General features: G+C 70.4%; 14 protein-coding genes. 9 read left to right on the forward strand and 5 right to left on the reverse strand.

Annotated elements, in window-relative coordinates:
• The 4 genes from ACWPN7_RS32545 to ACWPN7_RS32560 are packed head-to-tail and all read left to right on the forward strand — an operon-like array spanning window position 1 to window position 6,289.
• Window positions 1-2,523, forward strand: a complete 2,523-nt coding sequence (locus tag ACWPN7_RS32545) for an MFS transporter (protein WP_459197499.1) — start codon at window positions 1-3, stop codon at window positions 2,521-2,523.
• The gene (locus ACWPN7_RS32550; RefSeq protein ID WP_459197498.1) at window positions 2,520-3,047 is read left to right on the forward strand and encodes an N-acetyltransferase; all 528 of its coding nucleotides are present in this window, start codon (window positions 2,520-2,522) and stop codon (window positions 3,045-3,047) included. Before ACWPN7_RS32545 ends, ACWPN7_RS32550 begins: the two co-directional genes overlap by 4 nt.
• A 44-nt stretch (window positions 3,048-3,091) precedes the next feature.
• The gene (locus tag ACWPN7_RS32555; protein WP_459197497.1) at window positions 3,092-5,233 is read left to right on the forward strand and encodes an adenylate/guanylate cyclase domain-containing protein; all 2,142 of its coding nucleotides are present in this window, start codon (window positions 3,092-3,094) and stop codon (window positions 5,231-5,233) included.
• Window positions 5,234-5,248: 15 nt separating this feature from the next.
• Window positions 5,249-6,289, forward strand: coding sequence for a TRAP transporter substrate-binding protein (locus tag ACWPN7_RS32560; RefSeq protein WP_407823758.1), 1,041 nt, complete (start codon window positions 5,249-5,251; stop codon window positions 6,287-6,289).
• 22 nt (window positions 6,290-6,311) lie between these two features.
• On the opposite strand, the gene ACWPN7_RS32565 is transcribed toward ACWPN7_RS32560, so the two are convergent.
• Both ACWPN7_RS32565 and ACWPN7_RS32570 read right to left on the reverse strand, forming a co-directional pair.
• The gene (locus ACWPN7_RS32565; RefSeq protein WP_459197496.1) at window positions 6,312-6,944 is read right to left on the reverse strand and encodes a hypothetical protein; all 633 of its coding nucleotides are present in this window, start codon (window positions 6,942-6,944) and stop codon (window positions 6,312-6,314) included.
• A 61-nt stretch (window positions 6,945-7,005) separates the two neighbouring features.
• Window positions 7,006-7,878, reverse strand: coding sequence for a helix-turn-helix domain-containing protein (locus ACWPN7_RS32570; protein ID WP_459197495.1), 873 nt, complete (start codon window positions 7,876-7,878; stop codon window positions 7,006-7,008).
• Window positions 7,879-8,654: 776 nt separating this feature from the next.
• On the opposite strand from ACWPN7_RS32570, the gene ACWPN7_RS32575 reads away from it, so the two are divergent.
• Complete coding sequence (locus tag ACWPN7_RS32575; protein ID WP_040136051.1) at window positions 8,655-9,887, forward strand: hypothetical protein; 1,233 nt, start codon at window positions 8,655-8,657, stop codon at window positions 9,885-9,887.
• An 11-nt stretch (window positions 9,888-9,898) separates the two neighbouring features.
• Here the strand turns inward: ACWPN7_RS32575 and ACWPN7_RS32580 are convergent, their stop codons facing one another.
• From ACWPN7_RS32580 to ACWPN7_RS32590, 3 genes are all read right to left on the reverse strand, one after another.
• Entirely contained in the window at window positions 9,899-10,354 is a 456-nt protein-coding gene (locus ACWPN7_RS32580) for a MarR family winged helix-turn-helix transcriptional regulator (protein WP_492273727.1), read from the reverse strand.
• A 127-nt stretch (window positions 10,355-10,481) separates the two neighbouring features.
• Window positions 10,482-10,901 (reverse strand): organic hydroperoxide resistance protein, encoded by a 420-nt coding sequence (locus ACWPN7_RS32585; RefSeq protein ID WP_040137104.1) that lies wholly within the window; start codon window positions 10,899-10,901, stop codon window positions 10,482-10,484.
• A 182-nt stretch (window positions 10,902-11,083) separates the two neighbouring features.
• Complete coding sequence (locus tag ACWPN7_RS32590) at window positions 11,084-11,764, reverse strand: lysozyme inhibitor LprI family protein (RefSeq protein ID WP_200475443.1); 681 nt, start codon at window positions 11,762-11,764, stop codon at window positions 11,084-11,086.
• Between the two features lie 460 nt (window positions 11,765-12,224).
• On the opposite strand from ACWPN7_RS32590, the gene ACWPN7_RS32595 reads away from it, so the two are divergent.
• The 4 genes from ACWPN7_RS32595 to ACWPN7_RS32610 all read left to right on the forward strand — a co-directional run bounded on the left by ACWPN7_RS32595 (window position 12,225) and on the right by ACWPN7_RS32610 (window position 16,951).
• Complete coding sequence (locus tag ACWPN7_RS32595; protein ID WP_459197494.1) at window positions 12,225-12,395, forward strand: RSP_7527 family protein; 171 nt, start codon at window positions 12,225-12,227, stop codon at window positions 12,393-12,395.
• Between the two features lie 156 nt (window positions 12,396-12,551).
• On the forward strand, window positions 12,552-13,619 hold the full coding sequence (locus ACWPN7_RS32600) for an HD domain-containing phosphohydrolase (RefSeq protein WP_459197493.1): 1,068 nt from the start codon (window positions 12,552-12,554) through the stop codon (window positions 13,617-13,619).
• A gap of 102 nt (window positions 13,620-13,721) precedes the next feature.
• A complete protein-coding gene (locus ACWPN7_RS32605) occupies window positions 13,722-16,238 on the forward strand; it encodes a PAS domain S-box protein (RefSeq protein WP_459197492.1) in 2,517 nt (838 codons plus the stop codon).
• Window positions 16,220-16,951 (forward strand): response regulator, encoded by a 732-nt coding sequence (locus tag ACWPN7_RS32610; protein ID WP_459197491.1) that lies wholly within the window; start codon window positions 16,220-16,222, stop codon window positions 16,949-16,951. The genes ACWPN7_RS32605 and ACWPN7_RS32610 overlap by 19 nt, the downstream gene beginning before the upstream one ends.
• Window position 16,952: the final 1 nt, after the last annotated feature.

Below are 16,952 nucleotides of genomic sequence, written 5' to 3' on the forward strand. Positions count from 1 at the left end.
ATGGCCTCATCCGGCGCCCCGTCCGGCCGCTCCAGCCCCCTCCGCGCCTTTCTGGTGTCCGTGCTTCTGGTCGGGGTGACGCTGGCCTTCAGCCTAAGCATCAATCTCGGCTCCTTCCGCCAGAATTACGCGGGTACGCTGATGGCCGCCTTCGCGGTGGTCGGCGGCAAGACCGTGGAGAACGTCCAGGACGCGCTGGGCTACGGCAAGCCGTTGGACGACTTCTACGGGCTGGAGGCGATCCTCAACCAGCTCGCCGCCAATCTGCCCTGGGCGCGGGGGATCGGGGTGGCGGTGGCGGACGGACGCATCGTCGCCACCGCCAGAGGACGGCCGGTGGAACCGATGCCTGAGGCCACCCTGCGCCGCGCCCGCGCCGAGCTGGAGCGGCGCCCCCACTGGTTCCGGCACGATGCCGACAACGGCACCTACGCCCTCTATCTGCCGATCCGCCCCCCCGGCGAGGCGGAGCCGGCCGGCCGGCCGGTCGACGCTCCCGCCGGCTTTCTCATCATCCAGTCCGACAGCGCCAGGGTGGACGACCGCGTCGAGGAGTTCCGCGACCGCACCCTGCCGCAGCTCCTGTGGACGGGGCTGGGGACGGTCGGCTTCCTCGGCCTGACCGGTCTGGTGATGGCCTTCGGCCTGCGCCGCGCGTCGGAAGGCCGCCGGGTCCGGCTGGAGCGCCTGCGCCGGCTGCTGGCGCTCGGCGCGATGCTCGCCGCCCAGACCGCGGCGGCGGCGGAATGCTACACGCTGATCTCCACCGCCCATCTGGAGGCCGCCGAACAGGCGACCCAGATCGTCGCCCGGATGATCCGCAACGACGTCGAATCGGTGGTCCGCCGCGGGCTGGACTATGGGTCGCTGGCCGGGGTGGATGATTATTTCGAGCGCATCCGCGCCAGCATGCCCACCCTGCGCTCCATCGAGCTGGCCCCGCCCGGCGCGACCCCGCCGACCCAGGAGGCACGCCATGCGTTTGGCGGCATTCCCTTCCTGTCGGATATGCCGGACGTGACGCTGCGCTGGCCGCTCGCCCAGGACCGCGGCGGCGAGGCGCGCGAGCTGGTGGCCGTGGTGGACGGAGACCGGGTTGATGCGCAGCTGACCGAATTCGGGCTGGACATGGCGACCATCCTCGTCACCTCGCTGCTGTTCATGTTCGAGATGGACCGCGTGCTGGGCGGGCGCACGCGGATGGCCCGCCGCTTGGGCGACGGGCGGGCCGAACCCGTCGGGCCCGCGCCGGACGCGAGCGGCGATTTCGCCGGCTCCATCCGCTTCTCGGCCTTTCTGATGTATTTCGGCGCCTTTCTGCCGGTGTCCTTCGTCCCGCTGCTGATGACCAGCTTCGGCGGGAACCCCTTCCCCCTGCTGTCGCCGTCCCAGGTCGCCGCGGCGCCCCTGACGGCGGAAATGCTGTTCGGGGTCGCGGCGGCGCTGGCCGCCGGACGGCTGACCGGACGGTTCGGCTGGCGCGTGGTCTCGCTGGCCGGCTTCGCGGCGGCGGCGGCGGGAATGGCGCTGGCCGCCGTGGCGGCGGGGGCCGCCGACCCGCTGCTGTTCGTCCTGGCCCGCGGGCTGAGCGGGGCGGGCGGCATGGCCGGGCTGATCGCCGCGAACGCCCTGATCGGGCGGCTGCGCGGGGTTTCCGACACCTCGGCCTTGCAATCCGGCCTGTTCGCCGGCATGTACGCCGGGGTGAATTGCGGGGCCGTGTCGGGCGCCCTGCTCTCCACCACCTACGGAGCGGTGACGGTGTTCGCCGCGGGCGCCCTGATCCCGTTGGCGGGGCTGCTCTACACCGCGTTCGGCGTTCCCCGCCTGCCCGGAACCGCCCCGCCGGACGCGCACTGCGACGCTGCGGCCGTTCCCTCGCCCGGCAGCGCGACGGTCCGCCCACGGCACCGGCGCATCAAGGTGCCGCTGTTCCTGGCGCTGATCTCCCTGCCCACCGCGGTGGCGGCGATGTTCCTGCCCTTCTATCTGCCGCTGTTCATCGCGGACCTCGGCCTGTCGTCGGCGACGGTGGGCCGCGCCTACCTGCTGCACGGCCTGTGCGTCGTTCTGGCCGGGCCGCTGCTGACCCGGATGGCGGCGCGGCGCCTGCCGATTCCGGGGGTGACGCTGCTGTCGGCGGCGATGATCGCCGGGGCGCTGGCCCTGTTCGGTCTCCAGGCGTCGCTGTGGACGGCCTTCGCGACGGTGTTCCTGATCGGCCTTGCGGAGAGCTTCGGCCTGTCCGCCCAGATCCGCCACGTCGAACTGTTGGCGGCGCGCGAGGCGCGGCGACGCGATTCCGTGCTCGCCCTGCACGTCAACACCCGCAAGCTGGGGCAGGCCGCCGGACCGATCCTGTTCGGCACGCTGGCCGCCGCCGTCCCGCTGGGCGCCGGCCCGGAGGGGGTGGGCCTGATCGGCGGGCTTTTGGCCGGCAGCCTGCTGCTTTTCGCCTTGTTGACGTGGCGGCGGGCCATCCCGTCCCACACGCGGCCCTCGCGGATGGAGGGCGGACGATGACCGGCCTGCGCTTCGTTCCTCTCACCCCGGACTCGCTGGGCGCCGTCCTGGCGCTGCAACGGGAGGCCTGCGGCCCGCTGATGCACCCGCTCGGCGAGGCCGAGCTGTCGGACATGCTGGCCGGGCCGGCGGGAGGGCATGGCGTGGTGCTCGGCGCGCTGACCGACCATGGCCTCACCGCCTTCCTCGCCGTGCAGTTTCCCGGTCGGACCGACCACAATCTGGGCCGCGACTACGGCCTTCCGGACGGAGACCTCGACCGGGCGCTGCACTTCACCGGCATTCTCGTGCATCCGCACCGGCGCGGGCAGGGCCTGCACCGGCGCCTGATCGAAACCGCCGCCCAGGGGGTGCTGCCGCCGGACCGGCACCGCTACTGGTTCGCCACCGTGCGGCCCGAGAACACGGCCAGCGTGCGCGGGATGCTGTCGGTCGGCATGAGCGTGTTCGCGCGCAAGCCCAAGCACGACGGGCACGACCGCCTCCTCTTCGTCCGCGACCTGTCCGCCCCGGCCGGCGGCTGAGGCGCCCCTTGTCACCGCTCCTTTGGCCCTCCGGAGACCGCCCGATGTCCCAAACGCCGTACCGGATACGCCTGCGCGTGGGAATCGCGCTGGCCTTCCTGCTGACGACGGTGCCGCTGATCGCGGTGATGCTCAGCTACCTCTATCATGAGAACTCCCGCACCGCGCTGGAGGTGGCGTCCCAGTCCATCGCGCGCACCACCCAGACCGTCACCAACGACCTGAACGGTCTGGTCAGCCCGGTGGCCCGCGTCGCCGAGGCGATGGCCGGCTTCGGGCGGATCGACCGCAACGGGCTGCGCCGCATCGAATCGCTGCGCTACTTCTCCGACGCCCTGGCCACCCTGCCGCAGCTCGCCTCGCTCTATGTCGGCTTCGCCGGGGACGGCGCCTTCTTCCAGATGGCGCGGCTGGCCCCCGACGGCGGGCGTTTCGGCCCCGCCGCGCCGCCGCCGGGCAGCGCGCTCGCCCTGCGCATGCAGGATTCCAGTTCGGGCCGGTTCGCCGACTCCTATTTCTACCTGCGCTCCTGGGGGCAGGTCACCGGCGTGGAGCGGTCGGAGGCGACGGAGGACCCGCGCACCGCCCCCTGGTACGTGGCGGCGCAGAAGGCCGGGATGGCGGTGATGTCCGACGCCTTCGTCCTGCCGGCGACCCGCCGGCCGGTGGTCACCGTCTCCTACCGGATGGCCACTGACGACGGGGTGCCCATCGGCACCATCGGGGCCGACGTCTCGCTGGACCGGCTGGCGGCCCGGCTGGACGCCCTGCGCATCGGCCCCTCCGGGGCGGTGTTCGTGATCGACGGCACCGGGCGGGTGATCTGCCACAACCGGGCCGACCTGCTGGTCGGCGGCGACGGCGCTGCGGCGTCGCTCCACACCACCGCGTCCTTCCCCGATCCGGTGCTGGCCGAGGCGGTGGAGCGCCGCAACAGCGGGGCCGGCGACCGCTTCATCGCCCCGCTGGGGCCGCAGAGCCGCGATTACATCGTCGAGTTCGCGACCCTGGCCGACGGGATCGGCAGTGGCTGGACCGTCGGCGTGGCGGTGGAGGTGGACGAGTTCGTCGGTTCGCTGCGCCGCGCCACCTACCGCATCGTGGTGATCGGCGCCGGGCTGCTGGCGGTGTCGGTCCTGCTGCTGCTCTGGCTGTCGCACCGGCTGACCCGCCCGATGCAGGACATCGTGTCGGAGACCAAGCGGATCCGCCATTTCGACCTGACCGGCCGCTTCGCCGTCCGCACCCGCGTGCAGGAGGTCGCGGAACTGGCCGGCGCCGTCGAGGCCATGAAAGGCGGGCTGCGCCGCTTCGGCGCCTATGTGCCGAAGGCGCTGGTGCGCGACATCATCGTCACCGGCGACGGCGGCGAGCTGGGCGGCGAGACGCGCCCCCTCAGCATCCTGTTCAGCGACATCGCCGGCTTCACCGCGACCAGCGAGTCCATGCCGCCGCAGCAGGTGCTGGACCGGCTGACCACCTATTTCGAGCGGATGACCGCCTGCATCCACGGCCATGGCGGCACGGTGGACAAGTTCATCGGCGACGCCATCATGGCCTTCTGGAACGCGCCGCGCCCCGACCCGGACCATGCGGAGCATGCCTGCCTCGCCGCTCTCGGCTGCTTGTCGGTCAACCGCGCCATCAACGACGCCTGCCTCGCCGCCGGCATGCCGCCGATGCCGACCCGCTTCGGCCTGCATCTGGGGGAGGTGGTGGTGGGCAACGTCGGCTCCTCCGACCGCATGCAGTACACGGCGCTGGGCTCCCACGTGAACCTCGCCTCGCGCATCGAGGGGCTGAACAAGGTCTACGGCACCAGCATCCTGGTCACCGGAGCGGTGGAGCACGCGGTGCGCGGGCGCTTCCTGTTCCGACCCGTCGATCTCGCCGTGCCTTCGGGCCTGTCGGCGCCGATCGAGCTGTTCGAACTTGTCGGCGCGCTCGACCCGCATTCGGCCTTCGCCCGCCCGCCGGAAACCCACGACCTGTGCCGCCAGTGGCACGTCGCCGTCTCGCTCTACCGCGGCCGGCGCTGGTCGGCCGCGCTCGACCTGCTGCGGCCGCTGGCCGACGAGCCGGAGGTGGCGGCGTTGGCCCGGCTCTACATCGCGCGCTGCGAGCGGCTGATCGCCGACCCGCCCGGCGACGGCTGGGACCCCGCCGAGCATTTCAAGACCAAGTAGCCAGAAGAGGACGCGATGAAAAGCAGATGGACGGCGCGGCTGTTGGCCGCCTGCACGGTATTGGCGCTGGCGCTCGCCGCCGCCGGGGTGTCCGCCGAGACGGTCATCAAGCTGGCCCACCCCAACCGCAACGACGCCTTCGACAACACCGCCGGGGCCATGGCGATCGTCTTCAAGAATCATGTCGAGGTGGCGACCGAGAAGCGCGTGCGGGTGGAGATCTTTCCCGAAGGCCAGATGGGCCGCGACGGCGACGCGGTGAAGCTGGTCCGCCAGGGGACCATCCAGTCGGCCATCTCCTCGGTCGGTGGGGTGGCGCCGCTCTACCCGATGCTGGCGGTCATCGACCTGCCCTTTGCCTATTCCTCGGTCGCCAACGCCTACGACGTCTTCGACGGCCCCTTCGGCCACCGGCTGGCCGAGGAGGTCCGGCGCAAGGCCGGCCTCGCCGTGCTGGGCTTCGGCGATCCCGGCGGGCTGTTCACCATCACCAACTCCAAGCGCCCGATCCGCCAGCCCGAGGACATGAAGGGGCTGAAGATCCGCACCATGGATCTGGAGACGCACCGCACCATGATCGGCAGCCTCGGCGGCACGCCGGTCAACGTCGCCTGGTCGGACCTCTACAACGCGCTGGGCACCGGCGCGGTGGACGGCCAGATGAACCCGGTGCCGATCGTCCGCTTCGCACGCTTCGACGAGGTGCAGCGTCACCTGACGCTGAGCAACCACCTGTTCCTCCCCTATGTCTGGGTGATGAACGCCAAGTTCCTGGACGACCTCGCCCCCAGCGACCGCGCGGCCGTGACGAACGCCGCCCGGCTGGGCGTCGTCGCCAGCCGCGGCCTCAGCCGCCTGATCGAATCCTCGGACCGCGGTCTGCCGCCACTGGCGCAGCGCATGGAGGTCCACACGCTGACCCCGCGCGAGGCGGAGGCGTTCCGCAAAGTGACCCAGCCCGCGGTGCGGCAGGCCATCGAGCGGCGGTTCGGCGCCGAGGGGGTGGAGATGCTGGCCGCCTTCGAACGGGCGATCCGCGAGGAGCGGACGCCGTAAGCGGCACAGCCGGGCGGTCAGCTCATCCCATCCGCCGGACCGCTCCCCTGGCCAGCGCGCGCAGCCGGCCGGCGCGGCCGTGGCCCGTCCCCCCGCCCGCCCCGTCTCCGGACGCGCTTCCCGCCACCGCGATCACCGACAGCCGCCGCGCCAGCGCCCATTCCGGCGCGCAGGCCTCCTCGCACAGCGCCCGCATCTCCGCGATGGACGGGCGCCATTTCTGCGTGCGGCGCCAGGTCCGCGCCGCCGCGTCGACCGCCCAGGCCGGAAACTCGCCGAGGTCCTCCGCCCAGTCGAGCGCGACCAGATGCTCCACCTCCGGCGTGGTGCCCTTGGCCGGATAGTGGCTGAGCAGGGCCAGGATGCGGGCCAGCAGATGGTCCGGCGTCGCCGGGGCGAGGATGGAGCCGGTCAACTCGTCGAGCGCGCGCCGCGCCATCAGCGCGTGCTGGGCGGTCACCCCGTCGGGCGGGCTCCAGTCCTCCGTCACCCCGTCGAAACCGCGATCGCCGAATCGCGGCCGACGCTCCACCCGCCCGGAGGCGAGGACGGTCCTGAGCGGCACCGGCAACGCCGAGGCCAGCGCCAGACCGCGCTCATGGGCGGGGGCGGCGGGATCGAAGGGAAGCGGCGGACGGGACGGCAGGTGTGTCACGACCGATGGGTTGGAAGCTCCGGGTGGAGCGGATCGTGGCTGTGCGGTCATGGCCTGTCCTTCAACTCCAGACATTCGGGTGGGCTTGCGGGGTGATGCCGACGCCGTGGCTTGCGTTGAGCTTCGCCGCGGCGGCCATCCAGGCGCCGAGCTTCTGTTCGGGAACCGGCGCGGCGGGCGCCGGCCTTGTGGTGGCGGCGCGGCCGGTCGAGCGGAGCAGCGGCGCCTTGCCGGCGGCGGCGTCCTGCGTCAGCCAGGCTTTCCAGGCGGCTCCGGTGTCACGGTAGCGGTAGCCGTGGGCTTGGCAGCGCAGGCGGAATCCTTCGGCGTGGCGGTCGAGATCGACCCCGGCAAAGCGGCTTTCGGCCCAGGCGCGGTCTTCGGCATCCGGCATCCAACCGTCCGGCACCGTCTGGGCTGGCCCGCGCGAAGCGTGCGAGTCCGGAGTCTGTTCGGATTCCGGCTGTTTCTGTAGCACCGGCGCACACGGGGAGTCGGTGAGAGCGACATCCTTGGCCGGCGGCTGCACAGGGGGCGTTCCGGTCCGGGCCTCCGCGACAGGCGCGGTTTTCGGTTCGTCGTCGGGAACCATCCGCAGCCGGTACAGGCAGGACAGACGCCCGCCCGAGGCGGAGCGGCGGGACTCCCGCGCGATCACCCCGGATTCGGCAAGATGGCCGAGGATGCGGTTCACCGTGCTGCGGCTGCGCTTCAGCGCGGTGGCGAGCGTCGCCTGGGACGGCCAGCACTCGCCGCGGGCGTTGGCGTAGGTCGCCAACGCTGCCAGGACGGCCAGACCATCGGCGTCGATGGCGGGGTGGCCGAGCCACCAGGCCGGAATCCGGCCCCACCGCCCGGTGTCGGCGGGCGGGCCGGATTCTCGTGGGGCGTCACCCGGTGGGATGCCCATGGGTGTGTCGTCGCGGGGTGTCATGATGCGGTCTCCGCAAGGCTGTCGGGGCCGGCTCCGCACGGACTGCGGGCCGGTGGCTTTGCGGATCAGGATTCCCAGTGGCGCGCGGCTCTTCAAACCGCGGGCTGTCGCTCCATAGCCGGGCATGGAGCGGTAGCCCGCGCCGTTGAAGCCCTGGCCCGCGCTCCTGGAGCCATTGCCCGCCGCCATGGAGCGACAGCCCGCGCTTCATCGCCGAATCGGAATCCTGGAGCGGGAACCCGCGGTCCTGGAGCGGTAGCCCGCGCCTCCGGATTCGGACGTATGGAGCGATGGCCCGCGGCTGGCACGCTGGATCATGGAGCAACAGCCCGCGTTTGGGCGGCGCTCCGCCCGCGCACCATGGAGCGATAGCCCGCGGGTATGGAGCGATAGCCCGCGCCCTGCCGTCTCCCCGTGCCTCGGGCCGTCATCCGGTGGCGAGCACGGGATGGAGCTTTTGCTCGCGCTTCGCCGGTCCGGCCCATGGAGTTCCGACTCGCGGGGAGACTTCGCGGTCATGGAGCGATAGCCCGCGCCTTGGTCCGCGCCTTGACCCTCGCCGGTGTGGAGCGATTCGCCGCGGGCGGCGGAGTCGCCGACAGAGTCGAAGGATCTCAACGCTGTGCCGGAAAAGCGCGGGCTGTTGCTCCATACCCGCGGGCTATCGCTCCATGGGTGCGGGCAAAGGCTCCATACCGAAGGAGGTCGCCCATCACGAAGCGGTTGTCAGCGCGCGCCCGCCGCCGCATGGTCATAGCCGGGCAAGGAGGGATTGGATGAGCAAGATCGCGACACCCGGCGCGCTGCAACTGGTTCTGTTCGAGCTGGAGGACCGCTCCCAGTCGCACCTGATCGCGCTGTACGATCTGGCGCCGCGCTACGTCTTCGCCTCGCGCGACGGCGGACGGTCCGCGGAGACCGCGCCGGCGAAGGGCAATTTTGTCGCGTCGATCAAGCGCGAGTTCACCTATCACGGCAGCACCTTCCACCTGACCATCCAGCCCGCTCGTCTGACCAAGATGGTCAACCGCGACATGGTTAACCGCGACGACGGGACCGCCCAGGCCGACGGCCAGACCGAGATCGAGTACGAGGTCTTCCCCGCCGAGCGTGAGCAGGTGGTGGAGCATGTGGTGCGCCGCCTCGCCATGGACCGCTCGCGCCTGTCGCTGGGCGGCGAGAACCGCGACAAGGTCCAGATGCGCTTCACCCTCTACGAGATTCAGCGCGAGCTGAAGGCGGTCGGCCATACGCTGTCGATCCGCGACATCCGCGAATCGCTGACCATCCTGGCGCGCTCGCGCATCATCATCGGCAAGCCGGCGGAGGGGGTGAAGAAGGGCCGCGGGGCCAACCTGCTGGAATCCACGGCCTTCCCGGTGCTGGCCATCCGCTCCCGCCCCGACCTGATCGGCGACGAGGGGGGCGACGAGGAAACCCACCTGCAGTTCAACCCGCTGGTCTCCTCGGCCATCCGGAACCTGGAGTTCAAGCCGGTCAGCTACCAATGGCTGATGCGGCTGAAGAGCCCGGTGTCCCGCTGGCTCTACAACCGTCTCAGCGCCGAGTACGACTATTCGGGGGCGGAGGCGCCGGGCGATCTGGGTGCCAGGGCGATGACCCTGTCGGCGGACGAGATCATCAAGAACAGCGGCATGAACGTGTGGAGCCGCCGCCGCGACACGCTGCGCGCGGTGACTTCCGCGGTGGACGCCCTGGTCGAGGAGGGAATCCTGACCAGCGCGGAGAAGCTCTACGACAAGGTGGGCGCCCGCATCGAGGGGATCACCTACGTGATGCTGCCCAGCGCCAAGTTCCTGGCCCAGGTGCGCAAGGCGCAGGCGGTGGAAAACGCCAATGTGGCGGCTATGCGGGCGATCACCGGCGACGACCGCCGGCCCACCGATTTCGTGCCGGTCACGCCCGCCGCGACGGTGGAGACCCGCGCCCGCCGCGCCAAGCGGCTGACCGAGGAGCCGCCGCGTCTGCCGATGGCCGAGGCCGGCTGACGAGGCCGGGTTCAATCCCGGTCGGCGGCGGCGTTCAGCGAGTTGCGCAAGCTCAGGAGCGCGTCGCGCAAACCGGCGAGGTCGGGAAGCGGGCAGTTCGCCGCCGCCGCGATGTGCTCCGGCAGCGCCGTCGCCCGCTCCCGCAGCGCGGTGCCCTGCGGCGTCAGGTGGATGCGCACCAGCCGCTCGTCCGCCGGGTCGCGACCGCGGGTGAGCAGCCCCTGCCCTTCCAGCCGCTTCAGCAGCGGGGTCAGCGTGCCGCTGTCGAGCAGCAGCCGCTCCCCCAGCGCCTTCATGGTCTGGCCGTCCTGTTCCCAGAGGAGGAGCATGACCAGATACTGTGGGTAGGTCAGCTCCAGCGCCTCCAGCAGCGGGCGGTACACCCGCGCCATCGCCAGATTCGCCGAATAGAGGGCGAAGCAGGCTTGGTTGGCCAGCAGCAGCGGGTTGTCGTTCTCGGTGCTCATCGTTCGGGGGTTCCCAGCCAGGGACGCGTCGCGGGCCTGTTGCGCGCGACCCCATAGCGCATGGGGGTATGGCACGCAACACGCCCGCGAGCATGAAACCCTGTTATGCGCCCAGTGACGCGCCCTCTTACGCGATGGCCGTGCTCACCGCAATGTTGCCCTTGGTCGCGTGGCTGTAGGGGCAGACCTTGTGGGCGCGGGCCACCAGATCCTCGGCCGCCGCCTTGTCCAGGCCGGGCAGGGACACGGTGAGGTCCACCGCGATGCCGAAGCCCTCGCCGTCGTCGCGCGGGCCGATGCCGACCTGGGCGGTCACCGTCACGTCCGCCGGAACGGCGATCTTGTCGCGGTTGCCGACGAACTTCATGGCGCCGAGGAAGCAGGCCGAATAGCCGGCGGCGAACAGCTGCTCGGGGTTGGTGGCGCCACCCTTGCCGCCCAGCTCCTTCGGGGCGGCCAGCGCCACCGACAGCAGGCCGTCGTCGGTCTCCGCCTTGCCGTCACGCCCGCCGGTGGCCGTCGCCTTGGTCGTATAGAGGATCTTCATTGTTTGCACTCCTTCGAACAGATGGATCGTTTCGATCGGGGAAGCGGGTTGCCGCTTGTTGTCGAGGGAAACCATCACGCAAAATCGAATTGCGCGCAATGTATTTTGTCATGCGCTATTGAATTGCGCGCAATGCATCGTCGGAATGGCGTCGGGGCATGCGCTTCGCAAGGCGGCGCGGATCAGGAAACGCGCCGGTAGGTCCAGATGAAGCTGCCGTTGTGGCCGCACCAGTAGCCGCTGGCGGCGCGGTTGGGCTCCAGATCGGGGATGGCGATCCCGCCGCCCTCCTCCGCAACCAGGATCAGGCCACCGCCCTCCGCGTCGGGGGTGCCGACCGTCAGCCGTCCCTGGTCGTCCAGCCGCCCGATGCCGGAAAAGTTGCACACCCAGCGCCCCGCCGTGGGCTCGGCGCCGCTGACGCTGACGGCGACCGTCCCGTTGCGCAGGGCGAGGGCGGCGATGCCGATGAACCCCTCATGGTCGAAGCGGCCAACGTAGCGCCCGACGGGCGGCGGCGGTGTGGCGGGATCGCTGCGGAAGGACAGGATCGCCATGCGCCCGTCATAGGCGCGGCGCAGGCAGGCCGCGTCGACGCCGCAGGAGTCGCGCTCGCGCAGCCACGCCCGCTGGTCGGCCTTCACGGCGGCCCCGGCGGCGCCCTCCTCCGGGCTGGCGCCCGACAGGCGCTCCAGGGCGGCGCGGTAGGTCGCGGCCAGCCGCTCATCCAGAGCGGAGAGCGCCGGATCGGCGCAGATCGCCTTTTCCGTTGGGGTGGTGGCCTTGGAGCAGGGAAAACCCGCCGCCGCTGCGGCGGTCGGCAGCGCCAGGAGGCCAAAGGCGAGCAGCGCTGGGCGGAGCATGCGGATTCCCCTTCGGCGGATTCCCCTTCCTTCGAGGGGCGGCCTCGACTCTGCCGCGGCGGCGGAGTGCGGTCAACCCGTCCTCGGCGATCATCCGGTCCGGTGTGTTCCTCTCCGGCCGGGAAGGCAGGAAATCCGCGCTTCGCAGCGCTGCGGAAGTTTCCATCATCACAGCGCTGCGACAAAGTCTTTTAACAGCGCTGCGAAGACTTGCGTTCTTGAGTGATGATGCTCCCTTTTATTTTTGGTTGTGCGCTGCATCATAGTAATGGAAGCCATGCGTTATCGGCGCGTCGTCTTCCGGGGTGGTGGTGTCAATATATCCAGGCAGGCAGCACCGCCCCTCCGCCGGAATCGCGCAGGCCCCTTCCACGGCCAGCCGTCGACTCCGGCGCCCGAGCGGCACAGCCAGAGACATTCCCATCGAACCGCGGCCTTCGAGGCCGCCATGAGGACAGCCATGAACGCCGACAACTTCGCGAACCCTCTGTCGTCCACGGAACTGCGCAACATCCGCCGTCAGGCGGAAGCCCTGCGGGCCGCTTATCTGCGCAGCCTGTTCCGCCGTCTGGCCGCGGCCTTCAGCCGCCCGAGCGTTGCGACCAACGGTGGTCTGACCGCCGCCCGCTGAGGCGCACCCGATACCACAAGTCACCTGCACGCGGCCGGACGGTCCGGCCGCGACTTTTTCGCCCGCATATGACCAATTTTAGCAAGATTCGTTAAGATTTTGCTGGCTATCATTTTCTAATGATACCCAAAATGGTGGTCTGGGTCGGGCGCAAAAATGCAGGTTGTAATCGTCGATGACGATCCCTCAACGCTGTTCATCACCAGCGCGGTCATCCGGCGGATCGACGACGCGGAGCCCATCGGCATGGGCAGTCCGCTGGAGGCTCTGGACTGGTTGGCCGTCAACACGCCCGACCTGATTCTGATCGACCATGTCATGCCGGACCTCGACGGCATGGACGTGCTGGAGCGCATCCGCGCCCAGCGGCATCTCGCCGACGTTCCGGTGGTGATGATCACCGCCGACACGTCGGTGAAGCTGCGGGTGGCCGCCCTCGAAAGCGGCTGCACCGATTTCCTGACCAAACCCATCATCGTGCCGGAGCTGCTCGCCCGTGCGCAGAACCTTCTGCGCCTGCGGCTCGGCCAGCGGATGATGCGCGATCAGGCCGCCGTCCTGCGCAGCCGGGTGGAGGAGGCGACCGCCCAGCTCCGCCAGCAGGCGCAGGAGCTGGTGGCCCGCCTCGCCCGTGCCGCGGAGTATCGTGACCCGGAAACCGGCCTGCACATCGAACGGATGGCAAGCTACTCGCGTGTCATCGCCGAAGGTTTCGGGATGGACCCCGACGACTGCGCCCGGCTGGCCGAGGCCGCGCCGATGCACGACATCGGCAAGATCGGCATCCCCGACGCCATCCTGCTGAAGCCCGGCCGGCTGACCGAAAGCGAGATGCGGGTGATGCGCGAGCATCCGGCGATCGGCCACGCCATGCTGCAGGGAAGCGAGCACCCCCTCATCTGCGAGGCCGCGGAGATCGCGCTGGGCCATCATGAGAAGTACGACGGCACCGGCTACCCCAAGGGCCTGCGGGGGGAGGAAATCCCGCTGGCCTGCCGCATCGTCGCCATCGCCGACGTCTTCGACGCGCTGACCGCCGCCCGCCCTTACAAGACGCCCTGGCCGCTCGACACCGCGAAGGCCTACATCGTCGAGCACAGCGGCACCCATTTCGACCCGACCTGCGTCGACGCCTTCCTGCGCGCCTGGACGCCCATCCTGGCTATTCACAACGCCCATCCCGACCCGGATTTCACCGGGACGGATGGCGCCGCGTTCCGTTAGACAGGAGGGCGCGATGCCGGACACCCCCGTTTCCCTTCCCCTGCCCGAGCACGCCACCGCGCCTACGCGTTCCGGTCCAGGGCGCTGGTTTCCGGGGTGTGGATGGCCACGCTCCTGCTGACCGCGGCGGCCTGGACCGCGGCTCTCTACCTGACGGAGCGCGACCAGCGCGACGCGCTCCAGCGGGCCGAGCGCGACACCGGCAACCTGGCGCACATCATCGCGGAACAGACCACACGGACCATCGCCGGGACCGACCGCATCCTGTCCTTCATCGGTTACGATCTGTATCGGCTGGGCAGCCAGAGCCCGCTGCTGCGCGACGTGATGCGGAACGCGACGCTGGATTCGGACCTTCTGCTCCAGCTCGCCTACGCGGACGGCAAGGGCGACCTGATCCAGAGCAGCGTGGACAACGCCCCGGCCCGGGTGAATCTGGCCGACCGCGAGCATTTCCGCGTGCACAAGGAAGGAACGGTCCAGGGACTGTTCATCAGCCGCCCCGTCTTCGGGCGGTTGTCGGGCAAATGGTCGATCCAGCTCAGCCGCAAGGTCGACGCCCCGGATGGCGGGTTCGGCGGGATGATCGTCGCCTCGCTCGACCCCCTCTACTTCGGGCGCACCTTCGACAACCTGAATGTGGGCCATGACGGCGTCATCTCCATCATCGGCCGCGACGGCATCCTGCGCGCGCGCAGCGTCATGGACGACCGCATCATTGGATTGCACCTCGGCAGATCGCCGATCCTGCAGGAGGCGGAGGAGAAAACACAAGGCTTCCTGCGCTCGGTCAGTCCCGTCGACGGGGTGGCCCGCCTGACCAGCTTCCGGAGCCTTCAGAACTACCCGCTGATCGTCAGCGCGGGCTTCGGCGAGGCGGAGTTCATGGCCGAAACCTGGGCGCGGCAGCGCGCCTACACCGTCGGGGCGGGCCTGACCACCGCCCTGCTGTTCGTCCTGGCCTCGCTGGTGACGCTGCAAAGCCGTGCCCAGGAGCGCGCCCATGCCACGCTGGACGAGGCGGCGCGGCATCTGCGCGCCAGCAAGACGAAGCTGCGCGACATCGCGGAAACGGCGTCCGACTGGTTCTGGGAAATGGACGCCGACCTGTGCTTCGCCGGCGTGTCCGGAGCCTATGCCGGATCGATCCGCGACCCGGAGCTGTACCGGGGCCGGCGTTGCGAGGACATCGCCCTGCGCGAAGCCGGCGATGGCGCTCATTGGGAGGAGCAGCGCCGCATCCTGGAAGACCGGCAACCCTTCCGCGATTTCGAATTCGCGGTCCACGGACCGGACGGCGACACCCGGATCTGGTCGCTCAGCGGCAAGCCGGTCTTCGACGATCAGGGCGCCTTCGCCGGCTACCGCGGCTCCGGCTCCGACGTGACGGAGCGGCGGCGGGCGGAACGGTCGCTGACCGACAGCGAGCGGCGCTACCGCGCGATGTTTGCCGCGGTCGGCCAGCCCATCGTCGTCACCGACCAGAACGCCGTGATCACCGGCTTCAACCCGGCGGCGAAGGCTCTCTTCGGCTACCATGAGGCGGAGATGATCGGGCGGAACGTCACGGCCCTGATGCCGGACGGGCACGCCGGCAATCATGACCGCCTGTTCCGGGACTACCAGTCGAGCGGCCGCGGCAGCCCGAGCGGCATGATCCGCGAGGTGCCGGTCCAGCGCGCCGATGGCAGGCTTGTCCCCACCGAGATCGCCCTGTCGAGCTGGAGGGCCGGCGGGCGGGAGCATTTCATCGGTGTCTTCCACGATCTGTCCAAGGCCAAGCAGATCAAGGCCGACCTGCACCGCGCCCGCGACAGCGCCGAGCACGCCAACCGGATGAAGAGCGAATTCCTGGCAACGATCAGCCACGAGATCCGCACGCCGATGAACGGCGTTCTGGGCACGCTGACGCTGCTGGACGGCGAGGGGCTGGATGCGGAGGAACGGCGTCTGGCCGGCGTCGCCCGCCGTTCGGCGGAAAGCCTGCTGCGGCGGCTGGACGACATCCTGAACTTCTCCAAGCTGGAAGCCGGGCGGATCGTCATCGAGGAGGAGGTCTGCGCGCCCGCCGACCTCGCGGAGGCGGTGATGGCGGTGTTCCAGCCCTCGGCCGCGGACAAGGGGCTGTCGCTGTCCTGTCACATGCTGCCCACCGTGCCGGAGGCGGTGGTCACCGACCCGGCCCGCTTGCGGCAGATCCTGTTCAATCTGGTCGGCAACGCGGTGAAGTTCACCAGCGCCGGCCATGTGGCCGTGCGCGCCCGCCGCGGCGCCGATCTGCCGGACGGGCGTTTCCTTCTGGAGTTCGAGGTGGAGGACAGCGGTATCGGCATCGCCGCGGAGTCCATCCCGTCGCTGTTCGACCGCTTCACCCAGGCCGACAGCTCGATCACCCGCCGTTACGGCGGGACTGGTCTGGGGCTAGCGATCTGCAAGGAGCTGTGCGGGCTGCTCGGCGGAACGATTTCCGTCACCAGCGCGCCGGGCAAGGGAAGCCTGTTCCAATTCTCGGTTGCCTGCGCGCCGGGTGATCCGGCGGCGCTGCACCACGCCGTGGAGGCGCCGCCGGCCGCCCCCCTGCCCCCTTGCGGGTCCTGGCGGTGGACGACAACGCGGTGAACCGGGACATCGTGCGCGGCCTGCTGGTGCGCGGCGGGCACAGCGTGGTCACCGCCGTCGATGGGGACGAGGCGGTGCGGACCGTGGAGCGGTCGGAGGAGCCCTTCGACGTGGTGCTGATGGACATCCAGATGCCGGGAATGGACGGGCTGACCGCCATCCGCCTGATCCGCGCCCTGCCGGCGCCGCGCAACGGGGTTCCGGTGATCGCGCTGACCGCGCACGCCTCGGGCAGTTCGCTTCCGGAATGCATGGCGGTGGGCATGAACGGGTTCGTTCCCAAGCCCTTGCGTCCGGCGGCGCTCGACGCGGCGATCCGCGCGGTCGTCGGCAGCCCCGCTTCCAAGGCGGTGCCCACGGTGTTTGCCGAGGCGGCTCCGGAAAGCGTTCCGGTGGCCGACCTGCTGGACCGCGAACAGGTGGACAGCGTGGCCGAGGCTCTCGGTCCGGAGAGCTGGTCCGAGGCCGTGCAGGGCTTCTCGCGCACCGCGCGGGAACAGGTGGCGCGGATCAGCAGCGCCCTGGCCAGCGGCGAGGAGCACCGCCGCGCCGCCCACACGCTCAAGGGATTGTCCTGGAACGTGGGGGCGAAGCGGCTGGGCGACCTCGCGCTGGCGCTGGAAAAGGCGCCGCCGGACGAGGCGCTGGCCCTGGCAGGAAGCCTTGAGGGCGTGCTGAAGGACAGTGTGGAGGCCCTGTCCGAACCCCAATGAC

The organism is Azospirillum sp. UENF 312511, from assembly GCF_058780635.1.

Excerpts from the sequence above, each read along its gene's own strand:
- ACWPN7_RS32545 (WP_459197499.1), top strand. The coding sequence starts at position 1 with ATGGCCTCATCCGGCGCCCCGTCCGGCCGCTCCAGCCCCCTCCGCGCC.
- ACWPN7_RS32550 (WP_459197498.1), top strand. The coding sequence starts at position 2,520 with ATGACCGGCCTGCGCTTCGTTCCTCTCACCCCGGACTCGCTGGGCGCC.
- ACWPN7_RS32555 (WP_459197497.1), top strand. The coding sequence starts at position 3,092 with ATGTCCCAAACGCCGTACCGGATACGCCTGCGCGTGGGAATCGCGCTG.
- ACWPN7_RS32560 (WP_407823758.1), top strand. The coding sequence starts at position 5,249 with ATGAAAAGCAGATGGACGGCGCGGCTGTTGGCCGCCTGCACGGTATTG.
- ACWPN7_RS32570 (WP_459197495.1), bottom strand. The coding sequence starts at position 7,878 with ATGACACCCCGCGACGACACACCCATGGGCATCCCACCGGGTGACGCC.
- ACWPN7_RS32575 (WP_040136051.1), top strand. The coding sequence starts at position 8,655 with ATGAGCAAGATCGCGACACCCGGCGCGCTGCAACTGGTTCTGTTCGAG.
- ACWPN7_RS32580 (WP_492273727.1), bottom strand. The coding sequence starts at position 10,354 with ATGAGCACCGAGAACGACAACCCGCTGCTGCTGGCCAACCAAGCCTGC.
- ACWPN7_RS32585 (WP_040137104.1), bottom strand. The coding sequence starts at position 10,901 with ATGAAGATCCTCTATACGACCAAGGCGACGGCCACCGGCGGGCGTGAC.
- ACWPN7_RS32590 (WP_200475443.1), bottom strand. The coding sequence starts at position 11,764 with ATGCTCCGCCCAGCGCTGCTCGCCTTTGGCCTCCTGGCGCTGCCGACC.
- ACWPN7_RS32595 (WP_459197494.1), top strand. The coding sequence starts at position 12,225 with ATGAACGCCGACAACTTCGCGAACCCTCTGTCGTCCACGGAACTGCGC.
- ACWPN7_RS32600 (WP_459197493.1), top strand. The coding sequence starts at position 12,552 with ATGCAGGTTGTAATCGTCGATGACGATCCCTCAACGCTGTTCATCACC.
- ACWPN7_RS32605 (WP_459197492.1), top strand. The coding sequence starts at position 13,722 with ATGGCCACGCTCCTGCTGACCGCGGCGGCCTGGACCGCGGCTCTCTAC.